10 protein-coding genes are annotated in these 12,360 nt (G+C 52.0%); 8 read left to right on the top strand and 2 right to left on the bottom strand.

What is annotated here, in order from left to right:
- Positions 1-165 precede the first annotated feature (165 nt).
- On the top strand, positions 166-1,344 hold the full coding sequence (gene purT, locus ACJY2G_RS20650) for a formate-dependent phosphoribosylglycinamide formyltransferase (RefSeq protein ID WP_430319091.1): 1,179 nt from the start codon (positions 166-168) through the stop codon (positions 1,342-1,344).
- A 99-nt stretch (positions 1,345-1,443) separates the two neighbouring features.
- Here purT and ACJY2G_RS20645 read toward each other — a convergent pair whose 3' ends face one another.
- Positions 1,444-1,623, bottom strand: coding sequence for a YoaH family protein (locus tag ACJY2G_RS20645; RefSeq protein ID WP_112291045.1), 180 nt, complete (start codon positions 1,621-1,623; stop codon positions 1,444-1,446).
- Between the two features lie 162 nt (positions 1,624-1,785).
- Between ACJY2G_RS20645 and pabB the strand changes: the two genes are divergently transcribed.
- The 4 genes from pabB (at position 1,786) to ACJY2G_RS20625 (ending at position 7,382) form a co-directional block, all read left to right on the top strand.
- Positions 1,786-3,165 (top strand): aminodeoxychorismate synthase component 1, encoded by a 1,380-nt coding sequence (pabB, locus tag ACJY2G_RS20640; protein ID WP_439292041.1) that lies wholly within the window; start codon positions 1,786-1,788, stop codon positions 3,163-3,165.
- The gene (locus ACJY2G_RS20635) at positions 3,162-3,764 is read left to right on the top strand and encodes a CoA pyrophosphatase (protein WP_430319089.1); all 603 of its coding nucleotides are present in this window, start codon (positions 3,162-3,164) and stop codon (positions 3,762-3,764) included. Before pabB ends, ACJY2G_RS20635 begins: the two co-directional genes overlap by 4 nt.
- Positions 3,765-3,971: 207 nt before the next feature.
- A complete protein-coding gene (locus ACJY2G_RS20630; RefSeq protein WP_430319088.1) occupies positions 3,972-5,336 on the top strand; it encodes an L-serine ammonia-lyase in 1,365 nt (454 codons plus the stop codon).
- A 453-nt stretch (positions 5,337-5,789) separates the two neighbouring features.
- Positions 5,790-7,382, top strand: coding sequence for an EAL domain-containing protein (locus ACJY2G_RS20625; protein WP_430319087.1), 1,593 nt, complete (start codon positions 5,790-5,792; stop codon positions 7,380-7,382).
- A gap of 78 nt (positions 7,383-7,460) precedes the next feature.
- Here ACJY2G_RS20625 and ACJY2G_RS20620 read toward each other — a convergent pair whose 3' ends face one another.
- The gene (locus ACJY2G_RS20620) at positions 7,461-9,020 is read right to left on the bottom strand and encodes a TerC family protein (protein WP_120160685.1); all 1,560 of its coding nucleotides are present in this window, start codon (positions 9,018-9,020) and stop codon (positions 7,461-7,463) included.
- 592 nt (positions 9,021-9,612) lie between these two features.
- Here ACJY2G_RS20620 and manX point away from each other — a divergent pair.
- The 3 genes from manX to ACJY2G_RS20605 all read left to right on the top strand — a co-directional run bounded on the left by manX (position 9,613) and on the right by ACJY2G_RS20605 (position 12,318).
- Positions 9,613-10,575, top strand: a complete 963-nt coding sequence (gene manX / locus ACJY2G_RS20615) for a PTS mannose transporter subunit IIAB (protein WP_120160684.1) — start codon at positions 9,613-9,615, stop codon at positions 10,573-10,575.
- 91 nt (positions 10,576-10,666) lie between these two features.
- Entirely contained in the window at positions 10,667-11,464 is a 798-nt protein-coding gene (locus ACJY2G_RS20610; protein WP_112291058.1) for a PTS mannose/fructose/sorbose transporter subunit IIC, read from the top strand.
- Positions 11,465-11,475: 11 nt separating this feature from the next.
- Positions 11,476-12,318, top strand: a complete 843-nt coding sequence (locus ACJY2G_RS20605; RefSeq protein WP_112291060.1) for a PTS mannose transporter subunit IID — start codon at positions 11,476-11,478, stop codon at positions 12,316-12,318.
- Positions 12,319-12,360: the final 42 nt, after the last annotated feature.

Raw genomic sequence — 12,360 nt, 5'->3', positions numbered from 1 at the left:
CTTAAACAGCAGAAAACAGGCTGAAAAAAATCCTGTAAAACACATTTTTGTTGCACAGAGAATTTTACCTGACGTGCCGCGCAATCGTTTTCGTCGCCGTTTATTTCAGATATACTGCGCGCCGAAATTCCTGTTTTCACTCATCACAGATCTGGGTACGAAGCTATGTTAACCATTGGTACTGCACTGCGCACCGGCGCCACCCGCGTCATGTTATTAGGCTCTGGCGAGCTGGGTAAAGAAGTGGCCATCGAATGTCAGCGTCTTGGCCTGGAAGTGATCGCCGTTGACCGCTACGCCGATGCACCGGCGATGCAGGTCGCTCATCGCAGTCATGTGATTAACATGCTTGACGGCGACGCGTTGAAAGCAGTTATCGAAAGTGAACGCCCTGATTTTATCGTGCCTGAAATCGAAGCCATCGCAACCAGCATGCTGGTTGAGCTGGAAAAACAGGGCCACAACGTGGTGCCTTGCGCCGAAGCGACCCGGCTCACCATGAACCGCGAAGGCATTCGCCGTCTGGCCGCTGAAACCCTGGAATTACCGACATCGACGTATCAGTTCGCTGATAATGAAGCGGCTTTCCGTCAGGCCGTCGATGCCATCGGTTATCCGTGCATTATCAAGCCGGTCATGAGTTCTTCCGGTAAAGGCCAGAGCCTGATCCGCAGCGCCGATCAGTTGCAGACCGCATGGGATTACGCGCAGCAAGGCGGCCGTGCAGGCGGCGGACGCGTGATTGTTGAAGGACTGGTGAAGTTTGATTTCGAAATCACTTTACTGACCATCAGCGCTGTTGATGGCATTCATTTCTGCGCGCCAATCGGACACCGTCAGGAAGACGGCGATTACCGCGAATCCTGGCAGCCACAGCAGATGACTGAGCTGGCATTGCAGCGTGCAAAAGACATCGCGGAGAAAGTGGTGAAAGCGCTGGGCGGCAAAGGCCTGTTCGGCGTTGAGCTGTTCGTGTGCGGAGACGAAGTGATTTTCAGCGAAGTCTCCCCTCGCCCGCACGACACCGGTATGGTGACGCTGATTTCTCAGGATCTGTCCGAGTTTGCGCTGCATGTGCGCGCGTTCCTCGGCCTACCTGTGGGTAAAATCCGCCAGTTCGGCCCTTCTGCATCTGCCGTGATTCTGCCGGAACTGACCAGCAATAACGTCACGTTCAGCGGTCTGGAAAATGCGCTGACGGGCTACAATCAGGTTCGTCTGTTCGGCAAGCCGGAAATCAGCGGTAAGCGTCGTCTGGGCGTGGCGCTGGCGATTGCAGACAATGTTGAAGACGCCGTGGAACAGGCGAAAAAAGCGGCCGCTGCGGTGGTTGTTAAAGGCTAGACGATTCAGAACGCTGAGACGAAAAAAAACCGGACGCCTGAAAAGGGTCCGGTTTTTCTTTGTCATGACGTAAGCAGTGACGCAAACCGTCAGTCAGTTTTATTCGTCTTCGTCATCAAAAATGACGGTTACGCGGTCGCCTTTATGCGTTTCGCGAATTTCTTCTGCAACGGTCGCAATGGCTTCGCCGCTGCTCATGCCGTTTTCCATTAACTGGCGGATACGATCGGCGGCCTGTTCTTGTTCATGATGTGATAATGAAGGCATACCTGTCAGCATGGGAGTGTCCTGTTGTACTGGTGATAAATAAAGCCCGCGCAAGGCGGGGTTGCACAGTATACGCCTAAATAAGGCAAATCGCCTGCGCTGCTTTCAGCCCCTCAGTTCTGTGTTAGGATCGGCCTAAAATACGTCATCGCGCCAGAGAAGCTTATACCAGCCATGCAAGCCACCCAGTCCGTTGTTTTTCACTCCTTACCTTATCATCAAGATGCACTGACAGAGCGCTTCACACCGCTTTCCGCCCTGCCCTGGGCAATGCTTTTGCACTCAGGTGCAGCACAGCATCAGCATAACCGTTTCGATATTCTGGTGGCGGATCCGCTGATAACATTGACCACCCGTGGCGGGCTGACGCAGATTGAAAAAAATGGCGTGGAACAATGCCGGCAGGACGATCCCTTCGCCTTGCTTGAGGAGCAGCTGACTGCTTGCGGATTACACGCAGAAAGCTCGCCTGACTTTCCGTTTCTCGGTGGCGCTCTCGGGCTGTTCGGCTATGATTTAGGGCGTCGCGTTGAGGATCTGCCGCAAATCGCGATACGCGATATTGAGTTGCCCGATATGGCTGTCGGGATTTATAACTGGGCGCTGATCGCCGATCATCATTTGCAGCGTTTGACATTGATTTGTCATGGCGATATTTCTGCACGTTTACACTGGCTTGATGAGCATCAGAAAATCCGCTCTGCATCAGCGCCTTTCCGGCTGAATGCGCCGTGGCAGGCGAATATGAGCCGCGAAGAATACGGTCAAAAGTTCAGGCAGATTCAGGAATATATCCGCGACGGCGATTGTTATCAGATCAATCTGGCGCAACGCTTTTCAACGGATTACAGCGGGGATGAATGGCAGGCTTTTCTGCGTCTGAATCAGGCCAACCGCGCGCCTTTTTCTGCGTTTTTACGTCTGCCGGAAAACACCGTTCTCAGTCTGTCGCCGGAACGTTTTATCTGGCTTAAAGAAAACCAGATCCAGACGCGGCCAATTAAAGGTACCCTCCCACGCTGTGAAGATCCGACAGAAGATGCACGACAGGCAGAAAGGCTGGCAGGATCGGAGAAAGATCGTGCCGAGAACCTGATGATTGTCGATTTGCTGCGTAATGATATCGGGCGCGTCGCCGTGCCTGGCAGCGTGCGCGTGCCGGAACTGTTTGTGGTTGAACCGTTCCCAGCGGTGCATCATCTGGTCAGCACCATCACTGCGCAGTTACCGCAAGATTGCCATCCTGCGGCCTTGTTACGCGTCTGTTTCCCCGGCGGTTCCATTACCGGCGCACCGAAAGTGCGTGCAATGGAAATCATCGAAGAGCTCGAGCCACATCGCCGCAACGGCTATTGTGGCAGCATCGCGTATATCAGCTGTTGCGGCACCATGGACAGCAACATTACCATCCGCACGTTACTCACGTCGCAGGGAAAAATTCATTGCTGGGCAGGCGGCGGGATTGTGGCGGACAGTGAGGAACAGGCAGAATATCAGGAAACCTTTGATAAGATTGCCCGTATTCTGCCTCAGTTAGGAGAAGCATCATCGTGACTTTGCTGGAACAACATGCGCCAATTCAGACACTTTCCCCGGCTGTTGAAGATTTCATATTGCGCTTTCAGTTGCAGCAACCTCGCCAGCCCGCACCAGCGCTGCGCGGAACCCGTCACGCTGCGGTGCTGATCCCGATCATTTGCCGCCCTGAACCTACGCTGTTACTGACACGACGCTCCGACCAGCTGCGCAAACACGCGGGACAAGTCGCCTTTCCCGGCGGCGCGGCGGATGCTTGTGATGCGTCGATTATCGCCACGGCCTTGCGTGAAGCGCAGGAAGAAGTCGCCATTCCGCCTGAACAGGTTTATGTATTAGGCACACTTTCGCCGCAGGATAGCAGCAGCGGTTTCCGGGTCACACCGGTAGTGGGGCTGTTACCCGTCGATGTGCCGCTGCATCCGGCTGAAGATGAAGTCGCCGAGTTGTTTGAAATGCCGCTGCGTGAAGCTTTTGATCTGGCACGTTATCACCCTCTGGATATTCATCGCCGGGGCATTCATCACCGCGTTTATTTGTCCTGGTATCAGCAGCAATTTGTCTGGGGTCTCACCGCCGCTATCATCCGTCAGCTCGCCGGACAGGTCGAAGTCTGAGCGCTCTGATTACATAGCGATCACACTTTTGCATCAAATAAGTTTATTTCATGCGAAAAATGAAACTTTTGCCTCTCAGCCCTTTTAAACTATAAGTCTATCCATAAGAACAAGAGAGCCGTCCATAAAGACGAAATCTCGCTGTCGTTCATTTATGGAAGCCAGGGATCCCGTTCCCTGCCGCAATCTATTACAGGAGTATTCGACGTGATTAGCGTTTTCGACATGTTCAAGGTCGGGATTGGCCCTTCCAGTTCCCATACTTTGGGCCCGATGAAAGCCGGTAAACAGTTCGCTGATGACCTGCTGGAAAAGGGCATGATGCCTGCCGTTACGCGTGTCGCCGTGGACGTTTTTGGTTCTTTGTCTCTGACAGGCAAAGGCCACCACACAGATATCGCCATTATTCTAGGCCTGGCCGGTAATCAGCCAGACACCGTCGACATTGACGGAATTCCCCACTTTATCCGCGACGTTGAGCAACGTGAGCGTCTGCCGCTGGGCACCACTCAGCATGAAGTAGATTTCCCGCGTGATACCGGCATGGTGTTCCGCGGTGAGAATTTGCCACGCCATGAGAACGCCATGCAAATCCATGCGTTTGCTGGCGATAAAATGATTTACAGCAAAACGTATTATTCCGTCGGCGGCGGTTTTATTGTCGATGACGAACACTTCGGTCAGCCGGTTCTCGACGAAGTTACGGTGCCTTACAGCTTTAATTCGGCCAGTGAAATGCTGGCGAAATGTAAGGAAACCGGCCTGTCATTATCCGGGCTGGTGATGAAGAACGAGCTGGCGCAACACAGTAAGCAGGAGATCGACCAGTATTTCGAGAAGATCTGGCACACCATGCAGGTGTGTATCGATCGTGGTCTGAACACCGAAGGCGTGTTGCCGGGGCCGCTGCGGGTACCGCGCCGTGCGTCTGCCCTGCGCCGGATGCTGGTGTCAAACGACAAGCTTTCCAGTGATCCGATGAACGTGATCGACTGGGTGAATATGTTTGCGCTGGCGGTTAACGAAGAAAATGCCGCTGGCGGACGCGTAGTGACTGCGCCAACCAACGGTGCGTGCGGCATTGTGCCGGCGGTACTGGCCTATTATGACCAGTTTATTCAGTCGGTCAGCCCTGACATTTACCTGCGCTATTTCCTGACCTCCGGCGCTATCGGCATTTTGTATAAAATGAATGCGTCGATTTCTGGTGCAGAAGTCGGTTGTCAGGGCGAAGTGGGCGTAGCCTGTTCGATGGCGGCAGCAGGTCTGACGGAATTGCTGGGCGGCAGCCCTGAGCAGGTGTGTGTCGCTGCCGAAATTGGTATGGAACACAACCTCGGTCTGACTTGTGATCCGGTAGCCGGACAGGTTCAGGTGCCGTGCATTGAGCGTAATGCCATTGCATCGGTGAAAGCGATTAACGCTGCCCGGATGGCACTGCGCCGCACCAGCGAGCCAAGAGTGTCTCTGGATAAAGTGATCGAAACCATGTACGAAACCGGTAAAGATATGAATTCAAAATACCGTGAAACGTCGCGTGGTGGTCTGGCGATTAAGGTTCAGTGCGACTGATTTTACTTTCGCATTGGTAGTTTCCTGCGGTTCTTCAGCTGAAGCGTTTTTAGCCGGGTTACCGCAGGAAATACCATCTGGACCAAAGCTGGCAGCAATAAAACCTTCGTTAATGACAACCTGTTGTATTATCGAAACATAATGGATGTGTCACTTGCATTATACCCCGCCGGTACGGCATGCTGTTTTCCGCCTGATTTTCCCGATCGTTGAGTCTCTTAATACAGAAAAATACAGGCCAGGTTCCTCGGGGAAAATATAAGTGACAACGTCACTTAGGCTGACTTTCTTTAATTTCCACTCAGAAACTGAGTGTATTTTCCGCAACTCAGGCTGAGCATCCGACGATTTACAGCTACTATCAATAAAAACACACTGGCTGTTACGCATCGGTAAACCTTTAAAAAAATAATTTGAGCCTGCAATTAACACGGGATAAAAAGGATTAGAACGATGCTGTTCTCCCAGACCGGACTTGCGAAGTATCGCTACTATCGCATTGCGCTTGCCTGCGCGATGGGGATATGTACTTTGCTTCTGACTCTTGGCATTCGTATTTACGAACAAGCACAGGTCATCGCAGAAGACCAGCAACGTGTCGCGCTGCACACCGTTCAGAAGCTGGAAAAACTACTCGAACCGGCGTCACCTGCCGGAAAATCAACGCCTCTGGATCAGACGCTTGGCTGCAGCGTCCTGCAATCGTTACTTCAGCAAAAAGTCGCCCGGCTGCAGACATTACGCTCTATCAGCCTGGTCAGTGACGGTAAAATCACCTGTTCAAGTCTGGTCGGTGCGCTGGATCTCAGCCTCAACGACATTTTGCCGTCATTTTCTCAGGGCCTGACGCAACTTGAACTGCGGGCTTCGAAATGGAGCCGTGTCGATACCCCGACACTGGTTCTCTGGAATCCCTCAACACCGGATAACCGTAACGGCGAACTGTTTGTTTATAATATTGGCATATTGTCGAATTTCCTGCTCGAACCGCAACCGCCCTATGCCAGCCATATCGTTTTGAACGTTGGTAAGCAATATCTCGAGTATGGCAAAAAGGACATCATCAGCAGCGACGATCTTCCGTACCCTCCTCTGCTGAGTGAGAGATCGCAAAAATATGATTTCTCTGTCTCCATCTTCGGAGAAAAAGCCAGCGAACTGGCCTGGAATGAACTCCCCTCACATTTACCGCTTTCGGTGTTAATCAGTTTACTGACGGCCACCGCGGTTTATCTGCTTTCCGGCAGCAGGATCAGTCTGGCCTATCCGATCAGCCACGGCATTTCACACCGCGAATTTAAGGTCTATTGCCAGCCGATTATTAACAGCGATGACGGCCGCTGTATTGGTGTGGAAACGCTGATGCGCTGGAAAAACCGCAGGCAGGAATGGGTGTCGCCTGATGTATTTATTCCGCTGGCAGAACAGCACGGGTTAATCATCTCACTTACCCGCTATCTGATTAAAACCGTTGCCGATAATCTGGCGGTCTTCCCGGCGACTCCAGGCTTTTATGTCAGCATTAACGTAGCAGCGCAGCATTTCAATAATATGGAAATTGTGGATGATATCCGCAAGCTGTGGCTTCCGGCTCAGCCTTCTGTCTCACTGATGCTTGAACTGACCGAGCGCACGCGTCTTCAGGAACTGCGTGCCGCGGAAATTTCGCAGCTCAAGGAAATGGGAATTCTGCTGGCTATTGATGATTTTGGTACCGGCCACAGTTCACTGAGTTATCTCAAAACGCTGAATCCGGATGTGCTGAAGATTGACCAGGCATTCACAGCATCCATCGGAACCGATGCTATCAACGCGACGGTCACGGACACCATTATTACGCTGGCGCAGCGGCTGAATTTAAAGCTGATTGCTGAAGGGGTGGAAACCCGCGAACAGGTTGATTATCTGCGTAAACGCAGAGTGGATTCTTTGCAGGGCTACTACTTTGCACGCCCGATGCCGGTAGAAGTTTTCCCCGTCTGGCTGGAGCGTTATCAGAAATCGACCCAAAATATGGAACCTCAGGACGTTCAGGGTTCCGACTGACCCCAAGTATTCACACTATTTCAGGCATAAAAAACGGCGACCGGAGTCGCCGTTTTACCTTCAGGCATTGCGCCAGATTTAGTGGCTTTCGTCCCACTGATCTTCTGACTTAATCCGGGTGATGCGGACACGCTCGATGCGATAGTCTGTCACCTCAAGGATCTCAAAGTGCAGCGACGCCATTTCAATCACTTCACCGGCAACCGGCATCTGGCCTGATTTCGACAGCAGCAATCCGGCCAGCGAAGCAAAATCATCATCCGCATTTACCAGATTGTTCACGTCGAGAACTTGCTGAAGAAGGTGTAAGTCTGTCCCGCCTTTCGCAATCCATGACTCACCGTCAGCAATCACATCCGGCATTTCATCTTCGTCCGGGAACTCACCGGCAATGGCTTCCAGCACGTCCAGCGGCGTGACAAGCCCCTGAATCACACCAAACTCATTGTTTACGACCACCAGACGCCCCCTGGCTTTACGTAATACCGCCAGCAGATTGATCACATCCATGGTCTCCGGCACCACAATCGGCGGCGTTTTTTCGGCGAAAGCCACGATGTTTTCGCCGTTCTCCAGCGCCACCAGCAGGTCTTTCGCACGTACTACACCGATGACATCATCCAGAGAATGACGGCAGATCGGGAACAAACTGTGCGGCGTATCCAGCAGCTGACTGCGGATTTCAGCCGGTGACTTTTCGCAGTCCACCCATGAAATCTCGGTGCGCGGCGTCATAATAGTACGCAATGTACGCGATGCCAGCGTCAGAACGCCCGTTATCATATGGCGCTCTTCTTCTGCAAAAGCTTCTGATGCAGGCAGTACATCACCGACTGGCTCATCTTCATTCTGATGCTGACGTTTCCCGCCCATCAGGCGCTGAATGGCCTCGGCGGTGCGCTCACGCATCGGACGGTTAGACTGGCTTTTCAGGAAGTTACGGCGTGCAATCTGGTTGAACAGTTCAATCAGAATGGAGAAGCCGATCGCCGCGTACAGGTAGCCCTTAGGAATATGGAAGCCAAAACCTTCCGCTATCAGGCTCAGACCAATCATCAGCAGGAAGCTGAGACACAGCACCACTACCGTCGGATGATTGTTCACAAAACGCGTCAGCGATTTAGACGCAAGCAGCATCACACCCATGGCGATCACCACGGCGGTCATCATCACAGCCAGATTATTCACCATACCGACTGCAGTTATCACGGCATCCAGCGAGAAGACAGCGTCGAGCACCACAATCTGCGCCACAACCGACCAGAAACTGGCATAGCCGCGGTTCGGTGTTCCCTGTTCGTCATGCCCTTCCAGCCGCTCATGCAGCTCGGTGGTGGCTTTAAATAACAGGAACAGACCACCGACCAGCAGGATCAGATCCCGCCCCGAGAAACTGAACTGCGCAATGCTGAACAGCGGCGTGGTCAGTTTGACCATCCACGAAATCAGCGACAGCAGGCCCAGACGCATAATCAGCGCCAGCGAAAGGCCGATAATACGGGCCTTATCGCGCTGCTTAGGCGGCAGTTTATCCGCAAGAATGGCAATAAAAACAAGGTTGTCGATACCCAGAACAATTTCCAGGACAACAAGCGTCAGCAAACCGACCCAAATTGAAGGGTCCATCAAAAATTCCATGTCAGACTCCGCAATGAGTTAAAGAAAAATGACGCAAAGAAACGCGTGACGTCCGGCGGTCAGAAGACATGCCAGAGGCGGTCACGATAAAAATCTCAGATGAAAGCGGTTTCAGTGCGGCAGTAATCAGGCCCAGTGGGGCGTATTTGCCGGTAAGAATGAGGTGATAGTGCGAAGAATAGTGACGTCGGTGACAGTCCATAGGGAGGGCTGAGGCCCGGTACTCCTGTTCAATGATTCGGAAAATCACTCTATCAGGAATGATTATTTGAATAAAGTGTGATTTTTTACGATCCGCATCATTTTGAAACATCTATGCTGTTTTAATGTGCAATGTGAAAACGTATTCACAATACGTCGTTCAATAACGGACAACCGTCACAAAAATTATTTTTTCGCACACTAAAATAAATCACGTCGCACAACCTGTTGAGGTTCTGCAATTTTACTGTTTTGCAGTCTTATCAGAAATTAAGGAACGTTAGTACGCAGGGAATGCCCTGTCCGCCTCAGGAATAAAAACGGGCGGATATCATCAGCACCATTACTTATGTGCATAACTCTTTTCAAGAGTTAACAGAGGAGGTAGCGAGTGAGTATTGCTATTATCATCGGCACGCACGGGTCAGCAGCTGAGCAGCTGCTGAAAACAGCGGAAATGATTTTAGGTGAACAAGATAATGTCGCCTATATCGATTTCGTTCCCGGCGAGAACGCCGAAACCCTGATCGAAAAGTACACGGCAAAGTTGGGTAGTTTAGACACCAGCAGCGGCGTCCTTTTCCTGGTCGACACCTGGGGGGGCAGCCCGTTCAATGCCGCCAGCCGTATTGTTGTCGATAAAGAAAATTACGAAGTTGTCACCGGTGTCAATATCCCAATGCTGGCAGAGACTTTCATGGCTCGCGATGACAACCCTTCTTTCGCAGAACTGGTTGCCATTGCAGTAGAAACAGGTCGTATCGGCGTGAAAGCGCTTAAAGCCCCTGAACCTGCTGCCCAGGCCCCTGCTGCCGCACCTGCGCCAAAAGCAGCCGCCCCGGCTAAACCTGCCGGTCCGAACGACCATATGAAGATCGGCCTTGCCCGTATCGATGACCGTTTGATTCATGGTCAGGTCGCGACCCGCTGGACCAAAGAAACCAACGTAACCCGCATTATTGTTGTCAGCGACGAAGTGGCTGCCGATACCGTGCGTAAAACGTTGCTGACTCAGGTTGCTCCTCCTGGTGTTACTGCACACGTTGTTGACGTCGCAAAAGCCATCCGTGTCTGGGATAACCCAAAATACGCTGGCGATCGCGTGATGTTGTTATTCACTAACCCGACTGACGTTCTGCGTTTAGTTGAGGGTGGCGTGAAAATTACCTCCGTAAACATCGGTGGTATGGCTTTCCGTCAGGGTAAAACTCAGGTGAATAACGCAGTGTCTGTCGACGAAAAAGATATCGAAGCGTTCAAGAAATTGAATGAAAAAGGTATCGAACTTGAAGTGCGTAAAGTTTCTACAGACTCTCGCCTCAAGATGATGGATCTCATTAATAAGATGAATTAATAAGCACATCGCGAATGTGCAGATTCCCTCAACGTTATCTGCCTGATGTGCCTGTTTATACTCAGCGTCCTTTGGTCATAGGAGAAGTGCAATGGAGATCACCACACTACAAATTGTGCTGATATTTATTGTTGCATGTATTGCCGGGATGGGTTCGATCCTGGATGAATTTCAGTTTCACCGCCCGTTAGTTGCCTGTACTTTGATTGGTTTTGTTCTTGGTGATGTTAAAACCGGGATCATCATCGGCGGTACGTTGGAAATGATTGCACTTGGCTGGATGAACATCGGTGCTGCTGTTGCGCCGGATGCCGCCCTCGCCTCTATCATCTCTACCATTCTGGTTATCGCAGGCGGACAGTCTGTCGGTGCCGGTATCGCACTGGCTATCCCGCTGGCGGCTGCCGGTCAGGTATTAACCATTATCGTTCGTACTATCACTGTTGCCTTCCAGCACGCAGCGGATAAAGCGGCTGAGAAAGGTAACCTGAACGCCATTACCTGGATCCACGTTTCCGCGCTGATCCTCCAGGCAATGCGTATCGCAATCCCTGCTGTGATTGTTGCTGTGTCTGTGGGTACTGCGATTGTTCACGACCTGCTGGCTTCAATCCCTGAAGTGGTCACCAACGGTCTGAACATTGCCGGTGGTATGATCGTTGTGGTTGGTTACGCCATGGTTATCAACATGATGCGTGCTGGCTACCTGATGCCATTCTTCTACCTTGGTTTCGTTACTGCCGCATTCACCAACTTCAACCTGGTTGCACTGGGTGTGATTGGTGTGGTGATGGCTGTTCTTTACATCCAGTTGAGCCCGAAATACAACAAGTCTGCGCAGGCAGCGGCTGCACCGGGTGTTAACGATCTCGACAACGAATTGGATTAAGGGTGAAGGACATGGTTGATCAAACTGCAGTTAAAAAACTCACGGCCAGCGATATTCGCGGTGTGTTTATGCGCTCCAACCTTTTCCAGGGGTCATGGAACTTCGAACGTATGCAGGCTCTGGGCTTCTGCTTCTGTATGGTGCCTGCCATCCGTCGTCTCTACCCTGAAAATAACGACGATCGCAAAGCGGCTATCAAACGCCATCTGGAATTCTTTAACACCCATCCTTACGTTGCAGCCCCTGTACTGGGTGTTACGCTGGCGATGGAAGAACAGCGTGCCAACGGCGCACCTATTGACGACGCGGCCATCAACGGCCTTAAAGTCGGTCTGATGGGGCCTCTGGCTGGTGTGGGTGACCCGATCTTCTGGGGTACTGTTCGTCCGGTGTTTGCTGCACTGGGTGCGGGTATCGCGATGACCGGTAGCCTGCTGGGGCCGTTGCTGTTCTTCATTCTGTTTAACCTTGTACGTCTGCTGACCCGCTACTACGGCGTGTCTTATGGCTACAAAAAAGGTGTCGATATCGTTAACGATATGGGCGGCGGTTTCCTGCAGAAACTGACCGAGGGGGCGTCAATTCTCGGCCTCTTTGTCATGGGCGCCCTGGTTAACAAGTGGACGCACGTTAACATTCCACTGGTGGTATCAAAAATCACCGACCAGACAGGCCATACCACGGTCACCACTGTCCAGACGATTCTGGATCAGCTGATGCCAGGCCTGGTGCCATTACTGCTGACCTTCGGTTGTATGTGGCTGCTGCGTAAGAAAGTGAACGCCTTGTGGATCATCGTTGGCTTCTTCGCCATCGGTATCTTCGGTTACTGGATTGGCCTGTTAGGTCTCTGATAACCACTCAACCGGGGGGTCATTCCCCCGGTTTTTTTATGA

The sequence above is a fragment of the Rahnella sp. ATs2 genome, from assembly GCF_051851855.1.
In the GTDB taxonomy this organism is placed as follows: Bacteria; Pseudomonadota; Gammaproteobacteria; order Enterobacterales; family Enterobacteriaceae; genus Rahnella; species Rahnella variigena.
Note: the sequence above shows the minus strand (reverse complement) of the source record. Positions and strands in the feature narration are given on the sequence as shown.

Bases quoted from the DNA above. Each gene is read 5' to 3' on its own strand.
- pabB (WP_439292041.1), top strand. From the start codon at position 1,786: ATGCAAGCCACCCAGTCCGTTGTTTTTCACTCCTTACCTTATCATCAA.
- ACJY2G_RS20625 (WP_430319087.1), top strand. From the start codon at position 5,790: ATGCTGTTCTCCCAGACCGGACTTGCGAAGTATCGCTACTATCGCATT.
- purT (WP_430319091.1), top strand. From the start codon at position 166: ATGTTAACCATTGGTACTGCACTGCGCACCGGCGCCACCCGCGTCATG.
- ACJY2G_RS20645 (WP_112291045.1), bottom strand. From the start codon at position 1,623: ATGCTGACAGGTATGCCTTCATTATCACATCATGAACAAGAACAGGCC.
- ACJY2G_RS20605 (WP_112291060.1), top strand. From the start codon at position 11,476: ATGGTTGATCAAACTGCAGTTAAAAAACTCACGGCCAGCGATATTCGC.
- ACJY2G_RS20620 (WP_120160685.1), bottom strand. From the start codon at position 9,020: ATGGAATTTTTGATGGACCCTTCAATTTGGGTCGGTTTGCTGACGCTT.
- ACJY2G_RS20610 (WP_112291058.1), top strand. From the start codon at position 10,667: ATGGAGATCACCACACTACAAATTGTGCTGATATTTATTGTTGCATGT.